Origin of the sequence: Pseudomonas frederiksbergensis, from assembly GCF_003732275.1 — a bacterium.
Taxonomy (GTDB): domain Bacteria; phylum Pseudomonadota; class Gammaproteobacteria; order Pseudomonadales; family Pseudomonadaceae; genus Aquipseudomonas; species Aquipseudomonas frederiksbergensis_H.
Map to the genome: position 1 here is coordinate 314,315 of NZ_MOBM01000019.1, position 15,687 is coordinate 330,001.

At 58.9% G+C, this 15,687-nt stretch carries 10 protein-coding genes and 1 pseudogene; 4 read left to right on the top strand and 7 right to left on the bottom strand.

All coding sequences use genetic code 11. From position 1 onward, the window contains the following. The first annotated feature begins 15 nt into the window (after positions 1–15). From BK662_RS15445 to BK662_RS15455, 3 genes are all read left to right on the top strand, one after another. The gene (locus tag BK662_RS15445; RefSeq protein ID WP_123358773.1) at positions 16–462 is read left to right on the top strand and encodes an excinuclease; all 447 of its coding nucleotides are present in this window, start codon (positions 16–18) and stop codon (positions 460–462) included. A gap of 507 nt (positions 463–969) precedes the next feature. After that, positions 970–1,494: a DUF4822 domain-containing protein gene (locus BK662_RS15450; RefSeq protein ID WP_123358774.1), complete on the top strand. Its 525-nt coding sequence runs from the start codon at positions 970–972 to the stop codon at positions 1,492–1,494. A 103-nt stretch (positions 1,495–1,597) separates the two neighbouring features. After that, positions 1,598–2,038: a hypothetical protein gene (locus BK662_RS15455; RefSeq protein WP_123358775.1), complete on the top strand. Its 441-nt coding sequence runs from the start codon at positions 1,598–1,600 to the stop codon at positions 2,036–2,038. A gap of 150 nt (positions 2,039–2,188) precedes the next feature. On the opposite strand, the pseudogene BK662_RS15460 reads toward BK662_RS15455, so the two are convergent. Continuing rightward, positions 2,189–3,092: pseudogene (locus BK662_RS15460) on the bottom strand (LysR family transcriptional regulator). Between the two features lie 152 nt (positions 3,093–3,244). On the opposite strand from BK662_RS15460, the gene BK662_RS15465 reads away from it, so the two are divergent. Beyond that, positions 3,245–4,486, top strand: coding sequence for an MFS transporter (locus tag BK662_RS15465; RefSeq protein ID WP_375538997.1), 1,242 nt, complete (start codon positions 3,245–3,247; stop codon positions 4,484–4,486). A 147-nt stretch (positions 4,487–4,633) separates the two neighbouring features. On the opposite strand, the gene hemE is transcribed toward BK662_RS15465, so the two are convergent. From hemE to aroK, 6 genes are all read right to left on the bottom strand, one after another. Next, positions 4,634–5,701, bottom strand: a complete 1,068-nt coding sequence (gene hemE / locus BK662_RS15470) for a uroporphyrinogen decarboxylase (protein ID WP_123358777.1) — start codon at positions 5,699–5,701, stop codon at positions 4,634–4,636. Positions 5,702–5,943: 242 nt separating this feature from the next. After that, the gene (locus tag BK662_RS15475; protein ID WP_052965075.1) at positions 5,944–7,362 is read right to left on the bottom strand and encodes a glutamate synthase small subunit GltD family protein; all 1,419 of its coding nucleotides are present in this window, start codon (positions 7,360–7,362) and stop codon (positions 5,944–5,946) included. A gap of 33 nt (positions 7,363–7,395) precedes the next feature. Continuing rightward, complete coding sequence (gltB, locus tag BK662_RS15480) at positions 7,396–11,841, bottom strand: glutamate synthase large subunit (RefSeq protein WP_123358778.1); 4,446 nt, start codon at positions 11,839–11,841, stop codon at positions 7,396–7,398. Between the two features lie 475 nt (positions 11,842–12,316). Beyond that, positions 12,317–13,903: an SPOR domain-containing protein gene (locus BK662_RS15490; protein ID WP_123358779.1), complete on the bottom strand. Its 1,587-nt coding sequence runs from the start codon at positions 13,901–13,903 to the stop codon at positions 12,317–12,319. Between the two features lie 10 nt (positions 13,904–13,913). Then, positions 13,914–15,014, bottom strand: a complete 1,101-nt coding sequence (gene aroB, locus BK662_RS15495) for a 3-dehydroquinate synthase (RefSeq protein ID WP_123358780.1) — start codon at positions 15,012–15,014, stop codon at positions 13,914–13,916. Positions 15,015–15,164: 150 nt separating this feature from the next. Next, the gene (gene aroK, locus BK662_RS15500) at positions 15,165–15,683 is read right to left on the bottom strand and encodes a shikimate kinase AroK (protein ID WP_052965071.1); all 519 of its coding nucleotides are present in this window, start codon (positions 15,681–15,683) and stop codon (positions 15,165–15,167) included. Positions 15,684–15,687 lie beyond the last annotated feature (4 nt).

Below are 15,687 nucleotides of genomic sequence, written 5' to 3' on the forward strand. Positions count from 1 at the left end.
GTCAAGGAGACCTCCATGCACTTCAAGAAACTCGCTGCCGTCGCCACCCTGCTGATCTGCGCAATGCCGAGCATCAGCCAGGCCCGTGACACCGCGGTGTATCTGCCTTTTGACAAAGCAGTCGCCGAAGCAACCCGCGCCGGCAAAATCGATGGCAGCGTAAAGTTCTACCTGGCAGGCAATACCCCGGCTGGCAACGTCACCGTACTCAGCGCAGGTGCCGTGACCAACAAGAAAACCAACGCCTTCAACAAGTCTGACGACGTGGCCTGCGAATGGGTCGCGCAATCGGCAATCATCAGCCTGCATCAGGCAGCGAAGAACGCCGGTGCCAATGCCGTGACCAATATCGTCAGTTTCTACAAAAGTAATGAGCGCAAGGATGCCAAGACCTATGAGTGCCACGCTGGGGCGCTCATGGCGGGCGTTGCGTTGAAAGGGGATTTGGCGAAGGTTCAGTAACGCCCGGCGCGGACTAGCCGCGACACATTCAGGTATTACCGAGGATCAAAAGATCGCAGCCTTCGGCAGCTCCTACATAGATCGGCGTAGGAGCTACCGAAGGCTGCGATCTTTTAAACACTTTACGCGTCAGCAACTCCACAAACGCCCTGCCATCGGCGATTTCTGATCCTGCGCTGCATTAATCACACCGCCGAACCTCTGAATCAAGCAACGGGCTCGCCACATCTGAGTCCTCGGCAAATAAATGAAACATCAGGAAAACGGAGTATGTCATTTCGGAAACGTCCTACAGTCAGCCTTGTAACTTCGACATATGGGTAAACTCCGACAACCAACACATTAAAAACAAGTGCGACAAAATATTACTTCAAAAAAGAAACGCCGAACCATTACAAGTCATTACCCCACTATTGACCCCTCCCATTCCCATCCTATACTTTTCACGCATTGAATTTTGATAATTAATAGCGAGCAACCCACAAAAGCAGATAAGGAGTTATCCGCATGCAAAAAAATAATATTACTTCTACATTCCTGCTTCTTGCGGCATTGTTTTGTTCTTTGGGTAGTTTTGCGCAACAAGCCCCCGCCACTGCCGATACTCGGGCTCTGGCATCCTCCCCTCGATGGCTGACAACAAAAGTCTATATAGAGGGGGCACCACAAACGGACGTAAAAGCGAATTATCCTGGCGTGGTCGGGATATCGACGTGGGATCCCGAACGCAATCGCTATGAGTTCTTTTACACCGATACGGGAAAATCAAAGTACGACAATGGAGGTGGAGGTTACTTTTTTGTCACTGGCGATCAAAAAACCCACATTTTAGTGCCCGATGTCGGGCCAACCAAAACCGTGGTCAGGCGATTGGAAAAGTTGAACCCCAATGAATTCACATATTCTCGCGAAGTACCTCGCGACATGATAGACACTAACCCTCTAGTGCGTATCTATGTAGTTCATACCCCTTACACCGGTGCAGTAGAAACACAGTCCGCCATTAAACCAGATACAAATATCAAAAACTGAAACCAGTCGCCCATAGCACACTAAATGATCCAAGCAGTTCCGCCGGAGTAGCGTCACCGCTTGAAAACCAATATTACTTCCTAATAAAACATGGAATTTCAATATGCAGAAATCACTCAAAACACTTCTTGCATTTACGCTATTGATATCCTCGGTCTTCTGCGGCGTTGTCAATGCGCAGTCCACAACAAATTCCTCTGCAAAAAGTGCCGTTGCTACGCCAGACAATGCCGTCATGCTGACAATATTTTTAAAGCACGATCAGTCACGGCCATTGGGCGAACTAAAGGCTCAACTTACCAAGCAAGGTTTCTATAAGGCATTTCCACCTGCGGGCGTAGAGATTGTCAGTTGGAACATAATGATGGGTATCGGACAAGTCGTCACAGTGCGCTTCCCAGCCTCCCGTCTTGCTGAAGTAAACCTTGCACTTGAAAATACAGCGTGGGGAAGTTACAGAACCGAGTTCTATCCGACCTATGATTTCAAAGCGATAGCACTGGCGGAACAAAACAAAGCTCAGCAAACGCAAACAGCCCAGTGATACTAGCTGGTGCGAGTGTTAGCGAAATCATTGCGCGATGGTTACGATTTCATGAATGTCATCGGGCGACGATTGCAGGTGCAGGTGCAGGTGCAGTCGGTGTAGTGCCTGGTGAAGAAGAACGGGTGACCTCACTGGGGTCACCCGTAGTTACGGCTTCAGAGGCTCAACCTTACGCGTCAGCAACTCCACAAACGCCTTTGCCATCGGCGACTTCTGATCCTTGCGCTGTACCAGCCACACTGCCGACACGGCCGCCGGATCGAGCAATGGGCGGTAGACCACGCCATCAATACGCATCCGCTGATACGACGCCGGCAACACCGACACCCCCAAACCTGCCGCCACCAGCCCGATGATGGTCATCGCCTCGCCAGCCTCTTGCGCGAAGTGCGGGCTGAACCCGACATCCCGCGCCAGGCTGAGCAGCTGTGCGTACAAACCACTGCCATAGCTACGCAGGAAAAATACGAACGGTTCGAGGGCAAGGGCCGAGAGGAATAAACCGTCTTCACTGCCGCTCACCAACGGATGCTTGGCGCTGAGCACCTGCCACCAGCGGCTCGCGCATCAGTTCCACCACGCTGAGTGAGTCCGGCAAGCCCAGCGGCCGCATGATGCCGACTTCGATTGATTCGTCCACCAACGCATCGGCGACCTGGGTGCTGCTCATCTCCCGCAAGTTGAGATGCACCGCCGGGAAGCGCTGGCGAAACGAAAAGATCGCCTGAGGGATGGTCGAGTTGAATGGGGCCGACGAGGTGAAGCCGATCTTCAGTTCACCCAACTCTCCGAGTTGTGCCCGCCGCGCAACGTCCGCCGCTTTGTCGACTTGAGCCAGCACCAACCGCGCCTCTTCCAGAAACAGCCGACCGGCCTCACTGAGTTCGACCCGACGATTGGTCCGTTCGAATAACCGGGCACCGACCTCCTGCTCCAGTGCCTGAATCTGTTGGCTCAGCGGCGGCTGCGAGATGCCCAACACCTGGGCGGCGCGGCCGAAATGCAGTTCTTCGGCGACGGCGATGAAGTAGCGCAGGTGGCGCAATTCCATGAAAACTCCATTAGGTCGTAAAACCTATCAAACAGGTCGAACAATATATTGGATTGAATCATTAGGCAGCTATATGATTTTTTCATTGCCTGACCGGCTGCGCCCCTCCGAGGTTCGAAGTGAAAACTGCTGTCGCTCCACTCGCCCATGAAATTCCGCCCACTCCACTGGACGACGTCGTCATTGAGCCAAGCGAGATCTACATCGAGAAAGGCACACCGATGTTTATGCGCACGGTGCTGGCGCTGTTCTCGGGCGGTTTCGCGACCTTTGCCCTGCTGTACTGCGTGCAGCCGATGATGCCGCTGCTGTCCCGCGAGTTTTCCATCAACGCGGCCCAGAGCAGCCTGATCCTGTCGGTCGCCACCGGCATGCTCGCTATCGGCTTGCTGATCACCGGCCCCATCTCTGATCGCATCGGGCGTAAGCCGGTGATGGTCGCCGCGCTGTTCGCCGCCGCGCTCTGCACCATGGCCAGCGCAATGATCCCGAGCTGGCAAGGCGTGCTGGTGATGCGGGCGCTGGTGGGGCTGTCGTTGAGCGGTCTGGCGGCGGTCGCAATGACTTACCTGAGCGAAGAGATCCACCCGCAGCACCTGGGCCTGGCCATGGGCTTGTACATCGGTGGCAACGCCATCGGCGGCATGTGTGGACGGTTGATCGTCGGGGTATTGATCGACTTCGTCAGCTGGCACACGGCGATGCTGGTCATTGGTGGCCTGGCGCTGATTGCCGCGGCGGTGTTCTGGAAGATCCTCCCGGAATCGCGCAACTTCCGCGCCCGCTCGCTGCATCCGCGCAGCTTGCTGGACGGCTTCACCATGCACTTTCGCGATGCCGGTCTACCACTGCTGTTCCTTGAGGCGTTCGTGCTGATGGGTGCGTTCGTCACGCTGTTCAACTACATCGGCTATCGCTTGCTGGCCGAGCCGTATCACATGGATCAGGCGTTTGTCGGGCTGCTTTCGGTGGTGTACCTGTCGGGCATCTATAGCTCGGCGAAAATCGGCGCCCTGGCCGACCAACTCGGCCGGCGCAAAGTGCTCTGGGCAACCATTGTGGTGATGCTCGCGGGCATCGCTCTGACCATGTTCACGCCGTTACCGCTGGTGATTCTCGGCATGCTGATCTTTACCTTCGGCTTCTTCGGGGCGCATTCGGTGGCCAGTAGCTGGATCGGCCGTCGTGCGATCAAGGCCAGAGGACAGGCGTCGTCGCTGTACCTGTTCAGCTATTACGCCGGGTCAAGTATCGCGGGTACGGCGGGCGGTGTGGCCTGGCACTTGGGTGGATGGAACGGGATCGGGTTGTTTATTGGCGGGTTGTTGGTAATTGCGTTGTTGGTGGCGTTGAAGCTGGCGAAGTTGCCGCCGTTGGAAAATGTGAAAGCCTGACGGCAATATCCGGTCAGCCACAAACAACTGTGGGAGCGAGCCTGCTCGCGAAGGGTCATAACATCCAACATCTAAGTTGACTGTTATACCGCTATCGCGAGCAGGCTCGCTCCCACAGAAAAGCGGGGACTTTTTATCGGACTGCTATCACTCGTGATACTGCGCCGACAATTCATGCACCGCGCGCAGGAAGGCGCCAGCATGCTCTGGGTCGACTTCCGGCGTGATGCCATGACCGAGGTTGAACACGTGGCCGCTGCCTTTGCCGTAGCTGGCGAGGATCCGTCCGACTTCGGCGCGAATGGCTTCAGGTTTCGCGTAGAGCACGGTCGGGTCCATGTTTCCTTGCAGGGCGACTTTGCTGCCGACACGCAGACGGGCTTCGCCAATGTCGCAGGTCCAGTCCAGGCCCAGCGCATCCGCGCCAGCGTCGGCAATGCTTTCCAGCCACAGGCCGCCATTCTTGGTGAACAGGATGACCGGCACTTTGCGGCCTTCGTGTTCGCGGATCAGGCCGCTGACGATTTTGCGCATGTAGGCCAGGGAGAATTCCTGATAGGCCGCTGCGGAGAGGTTGCCGCCCCAAGTGTCGAAGATCTGCACCGCTTGCGCGCCAGCCATGATCTGGCCGTTGAGGTACGAAGTGACCGACTGCGCGAGCTTGTCCAGCAGCAGGTGCATGGCTTGCGGGTTGTCGTAGAGCATGGCCTTGGTCTTGCGGAAGTCTTTCGACGAACCGCCTTCGACCATGTAGGTGGCCAGGGTCCATGGGCTGCCGGAGAAGCCGATCAACGGCACGCGGCCGTTCAGTTCGCGACGGATGGTACTGACCGCGTCCATGACGTAGCCGAGGTCTTTGTGCGGATCAGGAATCGGCAGGGCTTCGATGTCGGCCAGGGTGCTGATGACTTTTTTGAAGCGCGGACCTTCACCGGTCTCGAAGTACAGGCCTTGGCCCATGGCATCGGGGATGGTCAGGATGTCGGAGAAGAGGATCGCCGCGTCCAGTTGCGGATAGCGGTCGAGCGGCTGCATCGTGACTTCGCAAGCGAACGCCGGGTTCATGCACAAGCTCATGAAGTCACCGGCCTTGGCACGGCTGGCGCGGTATTCAGGCAGGTAGCGACCGGCCTGACGCATCATCCACACAGGGGTGACGTCTACGGGTTGCTTGAGCAGGGCGCGAAGGAAACGGTCGTTCTTCAGGGCAGTCATGTCGGCATCCGGAAAAAAAGTGCGGGCATTTTCTCAGAGCGCGACGCAAAAGGCACGGTAAGAGCCGTTCCTTTTGTCTATCGGGTCAATTTGTCGCGGTGGAATACCGTTTTTGGTAACACCCTGAAACCAATGTGGGAGCGAGCCTGCTCGCGATGAGGGCTTCACATTCAACATCTCTGCTGACTGATCTACCGTAAATCGCGAGCAGGCTCGCTCCCACAGGTTTTTACGTCGTTCGGTCAGACGCCCAGGTAATCCAGGATCCCTTCAGCGGCATTGCGGCCTTCGAAGATGGCAGTAACCACCAGGTCGGAACCGCGCACCATGTCGCCACCGGCGAAGATTTTCGGGTTGCTGGTCTGGTGCTTGTACTGACCTTGTTCCGGCGCCACGACGCGGCCCTGGCTGTCAGTCTGGATGCTGAACTGCTCGAACCACGACGCCGGGCTTGGACGGAAGCCGAAGGCGATGACCACGGCGTCGGCCGGGATGATCTCTTCGGAGCCCGGGATCGGCTCGGGGCTGCGACGGCCACGGGCGTCCGGCTCGCCGAGACGGGTCTCGACCACCTTCACGCCTTCGACACGATCTTCACCCACGATAGCGATCGGCTGGCGGTTGTAGAGGAATTTCACGCCTTCTTCCTTGGCGTTCTTCACCTCTTTACGCGAGCCTGGCATGTTCGCTTCGTCACGACGATACGCACAGGTCACCGACTTGGCGCCCTGACGAATCGAAGTACGGTTGCAGTCCATCGCCGTGTCGCCGCCACCCAGCACCACGACCTTCTTGCCTTTCATGTCGACGAAATCTTCCGGCGACTTTTCAAAGCCCAGGTTGCGGTTGACGTTGGCGATCAGGAAGTCGAGCGCGTCATACACGCCCGGCAGATCTTCACCGGCAAAACCGCCCTTCATGTAGGTGTAGGTGCCCATGCCCATGAACACGGCATCGTATTCTTCGAGCAGTTGCTCGATGGTCACGTCCTTGCCGATTTCGGTGTTCAGGCGGAACTCGATGCCCATGCCGGTGAAGACTTCGCGGCGATTGCTCAGCACCGTCTTTTCCAGCTTGAACTCGGGGATCCCGAAGGTCAGCAGACCGCCGATTTCCGGGTTCTTGTCGAACACCACCGGGGTCACGCCACCACGTACCAGCACGTCGGCACAGCCCAGACCGGCAGGGCCCGCGCCGATAACCGCGACACGCTTGCCGGTCGGCTTGACCTTGGACATGTCCGGGCGCCAGCCCATGGCGAACGCGGTATCGGTGATGTACTTCTCCACCGAACCAATGGTCACCGCACCAAAACCGTCGTTCAGGGTGCAGGCACCCTCGCACAGACGATCCTGGGGACAAACCCGGCCGCAGACTTCCGGCAGGGTGTTGGTCTGGTGCGACAGCTCGGCGGCGGCGAGGATGTTGCCCTCGGCCACCAGCTTGAGCCAGTTGGGAATGAAGTTATGCACCGGGCACTTCCATTCGCAATACGGGTTACCGCAACCCAGGCAGCGGTGGGCCTGGTCGGCCGACTGCTGGGGTTTGAACGGTTCGTAGATTTCCACGAACTCTTTCTTGCGTTGACGCAACAGTTTCTTCTTCGGATCTTTGCGCCCGACATCGATGAACTGGAAGTCGTTATTCAGACGTTCAGCCATTGTTAAAACCTCATCAAACTCTTCAGGCGCATATCACTGCGGGTTGGCACGGGTGCTGGAAAGCAACGATTTCAGGTTGGCAGCCTTGGGCTTGACCAGCCAGAAACGACGCAGATAGTCATCGAGGTTTTCAGCGAGGTTACGACCCCACTCGCTGTCGGTTTCCTCGACGTATTCGTTCAGCACGCGTTGCAGGTGGCTGCGATAGGCTTCCATCGCCTCACCGCTGATCCGCTGGATTTCCACCAGTTCGTGGTTGACCCGGTCAACGAAGGTGTTGTCCTGGTCGAGCACGTAGGCGAAACCGCCGGTCATGCCTGAGCCGAAGTTGTAACCGGTCTTGCCCAACACGCAGACGAAACCACCGGTCATGTACTCGCAGCAGTGATCGCCAGTGCCTTCCACGACGGTGTGAGCACCGGAGTTACGCACCGCGAAACGCTCGCCCGCGGTACCGGCGGCGAACAGCTTGCCCCCGGTGGCGCCATACAGGCAGGTGTTGCCGATAATGGCGCTGTCCTGAGTCTTGTAGATGCTGCCCTTCGGCGGAACGATGACCAGTTTGCCGCCGGTCATGCCTTTGCCGACGTAGTCGTTGGCGTCGCCTTCCAGGTACATGTTCAGGCCGCCGGCGTTCCACACACCAAAGCTCTGACCCGCCGTGCCTTTGAAGCGGAAGGTGATCGGCGCGTTGGCCATGCCCTGGTTGCCGTGCTTGCGAGCGATTTCACCGGAGATCCGTGCGCCGATGGAACGGTCGCAGTTGCAGATATCCAGGGCGAAATCGGCGCCGCTCATGTCGTTGATGGCCGAAGTGGCCAGGTCGACCATTTTCTCGGCCAGCAAACCTTTGTCGAACGGCGGGTTGCGGTCGACCTGGCAGAATTGAGGCTTGTCTGCCGGGATGTGATCGCTGCCGAGCAACGGGGTCAGGTCCAGGTGGTTTTGCTTGGCGGTCTGGCCTTCGAGGATTTCCAGCAGATCGGTACGGCCGATCAGCTCTTCGAGGGAGCGCACGCCCAGCTTGGCCAGCCACTCACGGGTTTCTTCGGCGACGTAGGTGAAGAAATTCACCACCATATCGACGGTACCGATGTAGTGATCCTTGCGCAGCTTCTCGTTCTGAGTCGCAACGCCGGTGGCGCAGTTGTTCAGGTGGCAAATACGCAGGTATTTGCAGCCCAGGGCGATCATTGGCGCGGTGCCGAAGCCGAAGCTTTCGGCGCCGAGGATCGCGGCCTTGATCACGTCGAGGCCGGTTTTCAGGCCGCCGTCGGTCTGCACCCGGACCTTGCCGCGCAGGTCGTTGCCGCGCAGGGTCTGGTGGGTTTCGGCCAAGCCGAGTTCCCATGGAGCGCCCGCGTACTTGATCGAGGTCAGTGGCGATGCACCGGTGCCGCCGTCGTAGCCGGAAATGGTGATCAAGTCCGCGTAGGCCTTGGCCACACCGGCGGCGATAGTGCCGACGCCCGCTTCTGCTACCAGCTTCACCGAGACCAGCGCCTTCGGGTTGACTTGTTTCAGGTCGAAAATCAGCTGCGACAAGTCTTCGATCGAATAGATGTCGTGGTGCGGCGGAGGCGAAATCAGGGTCACGCCCGGCACTGCGTAGCGCAGCTTGGCGATCAGACCGTTGACCTTGCCGCCAGGCAGCTGACCACCTTCGCCGGGCTTGGCGCCTTGGGCGACCTTGATCTGCAGCACTTCAGCGTTGACCAGGTATTCCGGGGTCACACCGAAACGGCCAGTGGCAACCTGCTTGATTTTCGAGCTCTTGATGGTGCCGTAGCGCGCCGGGTCTTCGCCGCCTTCGCCGGAGTTGGAACGCGCGCCGAGGCGGTTCATGGCTTCGGCCAGGGCTTCGTGAGCCTCCGGCGACAGAGCACCGAGGGAGATGCCCGCGGAGTCGAAGCGTTTGAGCACCGATTCCAGCGGTTCGATCTCGCTGATGTTCAGCGGCGTGTCCAGGGTCTTGACCTTGAACAGGTCGCGGATCATCGACACCGGACGGTTATCCACCAGCGCCGTGTATTCCTTGAACTTGCTGTAGTCGCCCTGCTGCACAGCGGCTTGCAGGGTGCTGACCACGTCCGGGTTGTAGGCGTGATATTCGCCACCGTGGACGAACTTCAGCAGGCCGCCTTGCTGGATTGGCTTGCGCGGGCTCCAGGCTTCGGCCGCGAGGGCTTTCTGCTCGGCTTCGATGTCGACGAAACGCGCGCCCTTGATGCGGCTTGGAACGCCACGGAAGCTCAGGTCGCAGACTTCTTCGGACAGGCCGATCGCCTCGAACAGTTGCGCACCGCGATAGGACGCGATGGTGGAGATGCCCATCTTCGACAGGATCTTCAGCAAGCCTTTGGTGATGCCTTTACGGTAGTTCTTGAACACCTCATAGAGGTCGCCCAGCACTTCACCGGTACGGATCAGGTCGCCCAGCACTTCGTAAGCCAGGAACGGATAGACCGCCGAGGCACCGAAACCAATCAGCACCGCGAAGTGATGCGGATCGCGAGCGGTAGCGGTTTCCACCAGGATGTTGGAGTCGCAACGCAGGCCTTTTTCGGTCAGGCGGTGATGCACCGCGCCGGTGGCGAGCGAAGCGTGGATCGGCAACTTGCCCGGGGCGATGTGACGGTCACTCAGCACGATCTGGGTGCGACCGGCGCGAACGGCTTCTTCAGCCTGATCGGCAACATTGCGCACCGCAGCTTCAAGGCCGACGCTCTCGTCGTAGTTGAGGTCGATGATCTGGCGTTCGAAGCCCGGACGATCGAGGTTCATCAGCGAGCGCCACTTGGCCGGGGAAATGACCGGCGAGCTGAGGATCACGCGCGAGGCGTGTTCCGGCGACTCCTGGAAAATGTTGCGCTCGGCACCGAGGCAGATTTCCAGCGACATGACGATGGCTTCACGCAGCGGGTCGATCGGCGGGTTGGTCACCTGCGCGAACTGCTGACGGAAATAATCGTACGGCGTGCGCACGCGCTGGGACAGCACGGCCATCGGCGTATCGTCGCCCATCGAGCCAACGGCTTCGTAGCCTTGTTCGCCGAGCGGACGCAGCACCTGGTCGCGCTCTTCGAACGTGACCTGATACATCTTCATATATTGCTTGAGCTGATCGACGTCGTAAAACGCCGAACCATGGTCGTTGTCTTCCATGGTCGCCTGGATGCGCAGAGCATTCTTGCGCAGCCATTGCTTGTACGGATGACGGGACTTCAAACGGTTGTCGATGGCATCGGTGTCGAGGATCTGACCGGTTTCGGTGTCCACGGCAAAGATCTGGCCCGGACCGACACGGCCCTTGGCGATCACGTCTTCAGGCTGGTAGTTCCAGACACCGATTTCCGAGGCCAGGGTAATGAAGCCATTCTTGGTGGTAACCCAACGCGCTGGACGCAGACCGTTACGGTCGAGCAGGCACACCGCGTAACGACCGTCGGTCATGACCACGCCGGCCGGACCGTCCCACGGCTCCATGTGCATCGAGTTGTATTCGTAGAACGCACGCAGATCCGGGTCCATGGTTTCGACGTTCTGCCACGCAGGCGGAATGATCATCCGCACACCACGGAACAGGTCGATGCCACCGGTGACCATCAACTCGAGCATGTTGTCCATGCTGGAAGAGTCGGAACCTACACGGTTGACCAGCGGGCCGAGTTCTTCCAGATCCATCAGATCGTTGGTGAACTTGGTGCGACGGGCCTGAGCCCAGTTGCGGTTGCCGGTGATGGTGTTGATCTCGCCGTTGTGGGCGAGGAAGCGGAACGGCTGCGCCAGCGGCCATTTCGGCAGAGTGTTGGTCGAAAAGCGCTGGTGGAACACGCAGATCGAGGTTTGCAGGCGCTGGTCACTCAGGTCTGGATAGAAGGCGGTCAAATCCGCCGGCATCATCAGGCCTTTATAAATGATGGTCTTGTGGGAAAAGCTGCAGATGTAGTGATCGACGTCGGCGGCGTTGGCCACGGATGAACGACGACGGGCGCTGAACAGCTTGATCGCCATGTCCTGATCGCTCAGGCCTTCACCACCGATGAACACTTGTTCGATCTGCGGCAGGCGCTCGAGGGCCAGGCGGCCGAGGACGCTGGTGTCGATCGGCACTTTGCGCCAGCCGACCAGGGTCAGGCCTTCGGCCAGGAGCTCGCGGTTCATGTTCTCGCGAGCGGCTTCGGCTTTGACCGGGTCCTGGTTGAAGAAAACCATGCCCACGGCATATTGCTTGGGCAGTTCGACGCCGAAGGTTTCCTGGGCGATCGCACGCAGGAATACATCCGGCTTTTGAATCAGCAGACCGCAACCGTCACCGGTCTTGCCGTCGGCGTTGATCCCACCGCGGTGGGTCATGCAGGTCAGGGCCTCAATGGCCGTTTGCAAAAGGGTATGACTGGGCTCGCCCTGCATATGGGCTATCAGGCCGAAACCGCAGTTATCCTTGAATTCATCTGGTTGGTACAGACCTGCTTTCATAGACACTTTCTCACCAGGCTGCCTCTTATCGAAGCAAATTTCTTTTCAATTCAGCCAGTTACCATCCACACCGAACGTACGCCAGCTTTGCGGGGGCAAAAGGGAGGTCATTGTACACACCGACACGGAGGCTCACAAATTTGACGACGAAATGTCGCAAATCTATGTCGCATTTGTGAAAGGTTTAAAGCGATATGCTGTGCTAGTCAAAACTTTTTTTAATTTTGACCGCAACGACTCAAAGACTACTGCGACGCAGACACCACAAGGCACGCGGCCCAGGGTTTGTTGGTGCTTGCTGACGAACCGCGTTGCGATGCCATGGCTCTTCCCTTGGCAAATCCCGCAACGCAGCCTCGCACGCGTTGGCGCGCAACGCGGTCGTCAGCAAGCGCCAACAGACCCTAAAGGCGGCATGCGCTTGCAGAAATTTTGAGGTGCTTGGAGAGGCGGCCTGGGTAAGGCCGCCGAATCTTCAGCGAGTTGTTGCCAGTTCCTGTTGGACGCTGGCGACAGTGCGAGGCCAAGGTTTACCAGCCTGAACCTTCGCTGGCAAGGCCTTGATGGCGGTAACGGCTGCATCGCGGTTGGCGAAACTACCGTAGGTGATGACGTAAAGCGGCTTGCCGTTGAGTACTTTCTTGAAATAACGGTACTCGCCGCCCTGCTCCTTGACGAAGCTTTGCGCGGCCGATTCGGAGCTGGTGCCAAGGATTTGCACCACGTAGTTACCCGGCGCCTGGCCTGCGTACCAGCTGCCACCGGCGGCTTTGGCCACGGCGGCTGGCTTCTCGGCAGGTTTGGCGGCGGCGACCGGCTTGGCGGGCGCTGGAGCCGGTTTGGCAACAGGTGCAGGTGCTGGCTTGGCGGTAGCGACCTGAGTCGGCGCTGGAACCGGTTTGGCGGCAGGCGTTGGCGCGGGGCCCGGCTGGATGCCGGCAGGCGGCGCAGTCGTGGTCACGGTTGGCGGTGTAGCGCTGGAACCTTCGACCGGCACGCCGTCGTCGCCTTCGGTGATACCACCGGCCGCTTCGGCCAACGGGCCACGCATCACCGGCTGCGAGTTGCCGACCAACGGCAACGGCATCGGTTGCGAATTTCCGGCGAATTCGACGGATGGAGCGCCACCGCTGTTAGGTTGTGGCGTGCCCTGGCCCAGCGGCAGTTGCGCCTGTTCGTTGGCTGGCGCGCCGGTGGTCGGCGCTTTGCTGCGACCCGGCATCAACCAGGCGGCAGCTACCGCGACCACGACAACAGCGGAAATCGCCAATACGTGTTTCTTCGGCATGTTGAACCCCATACTTGGACGCTTCACCGCTGAGCGGCTGGCAATCATGGCTTCGATCATTGCATCGCGGGCGACCTGGTTGATGGTGCCAGGCCAACCGTCGGAGCTTTCGTGAATATCAGAGATCTGATCCGCGGTAAAAAGTTCGATACCCCGGCCGGCGCCTTCAAGACGCTGGTCCAGATATTCGCGGGTTTCTTCTTCGGTATAAGGCTGCAACTCGATGACGTGGAAGCGCTCTTCCTCCAGGCTCAGCGCTTCAAGTTGGGCAATCAGCGAGGACTCCCCGAACAGGAACACGTGCGGGCGACCTTCCGGCGCACCAGCGGCCAAAGCCAGCAAGGCTTCCAGCGCGGATTCGTCGAGTTGCTCGGCATCATCCACCAGCAAATAGACTTCCTGCCCTGTGAGGGCAAGCTGTACCACTTGGGCCAGGATGGCGCCGATTTCGGCCTGCTCGACGTTCAGCGCCTGCGCCACCTGACGCAGCATACCGGCGGCATCGCCGGCACCACGGGCGGAAACCACCACGCTCTGTACTGACTGTTTGTTGGTGCTGGCCACCAGGGCCTGACGCAACAGGGTTTTGCCGCTGCCTTGAGGGCCAGTGACCACCAGCAACAATTGGCTGTAACGGGCCAGATGATGCAGTTGCCCCAGCACCGGTTTGCGCTGGGCCGGGAAAAATTTGAAGCCAGGCACCCGTGGAGCGAAAGGGTCATGACTTAACTGGTAATGGCCGAGGAAAGCCTCGTCGGCATGCAAACTAGTCATTGGGATCTTATTAACCTTTAAGCTGAGCCAGAGCGCGGTAATCCGCCCCTAGCGTGGCCTGTAAAACCTCTTTCGGATAATCGTCGGTCACCACTGCTTCGCCCATGTGGCGCAGCAGCACCAGGCGCAAACGACCGTCGATCACTTTCTTGTCAATTGCCATGTGTTCGAGAAAATCGGCTTCGGTCATCTCTTCCGGCGGAATGACCGGGAGGCCGGCACGCTGGAACAGGCGAATACCGCGATCACGCTCCTGTTCGCTGATCCAGCCCAGGCGCGCGGACATTTCCAAAGCCATTACGGTGCCAGCAGCGACTGCTTCACCATGAAGCCAGACACCATAGCCCATATGGGTTTCGATCGCGTGGCCGAAGGTGTGGCCCAGATTCAACGTGGCACGTACGCCCGTCTCTTTTTCGTCGGCACCGACCACCGCAGCCTTGGCCGCGCAGGAGCGTTCGATGGCGTAAGTCAGGGCGGTCTGGTCAAGCGCTCGCAGGCGATCGACGTTTTCTTCGAGCCAGGTCAGGAATGGCTCGTCGCAGATCAGCCCGTATTTGATGACTTCCGCCAGCCCGGCGGACAGTTCGCGGGGCGGCAAGGTGTTGAGGGTGGCGGTATCGATCAGCACCACGTTGGGCTGATAGAAGGCGCCGACCATGTTCTTGCCCTGCGGGTGATTGATCCCGGTCTTGCCGCCCACCGAGGAGTCGACTTGCGACAACAACGTGGTCGGTATCTGGATGAAATCGACGCCTCGCTGGTAGCAGGCGGCCGCAAAACCAGCCATGTCACCGATCACGCCGCCACCGAGGGCGATTACCGTGGTGCGGCGATCATGCCGTGCAGTCAGCAGGCCGTCGAAAATCAGTTGCAGGGTTTCCCAGGTCTTGAAGGCTTCGCCGTCGGGCAGCACCACGGAGATCACCGAGAACTGCGCAAGACTGCGGGTCAGACGCTCGAGGTAGAGCGGCGCGACGGTCTCGTTGGAGATGATCGCCACCTGCCGCCCGCGGATATGCGGGACCAGCAACTCAGGCTGATCCAACAAACCTTCGCCAATATGAATCGGGTAGCTGCGCTCGCCTAGATCGACCTTGAGTGTCTGCATGTGTCCCCACAGTGAAGATGGAATCAGGCATCCCGCCTTGAGTTTACGAATTCCATGGCGCCTGCTGGTGTGACGCCGTTCGGTAGTCAGCCGCCACAACCTTGAGCGGCTGCGACAGGACGCCGAGGATAGCGCATTTCGCGCCGCGCATTAACGGGGCGGTAGTTGCTGCAAGCGTTCGAGAATGTCGAGCACCACCATCCGCGGTGGCCGCTCATCGGTTTCCACCACCAGATCGGCGATCTCCCGATACAGCGGATCACGGATCGCCAGCAAGTCCCGCAGGGTCTTGGCCGGATCGGCGGTGCGCAACAGTGGCCGATTGCGGTCGCGAGCCGTTCGGCCGACTTGCTGCTCGACAGACGCATGCAGATAGACCACCCGACCACCGGCGTGCAGCGCTCGACGATTGGCTTCGCGCATTACCGCGCCGCCACCGGTCGCCAACACCACGCCGTCAAATGCGCACAGCTCGGCAATCATCGCCTGCTCGCGGTCACGAAAGCCCGGTTCGCCTTCCTTATCGAAAATCCACGGGATATTAGCGCCCGTGCGCAATTCAATTTCCTTATCGGAATCTTTGAACGGCAGGCGCAACTCTTTGGCCAGCAAACGGCCGATGGTGCTTTTTCCAGCCCCCATCGGTCCAACAAGAATCAAATTTCGCACAGAA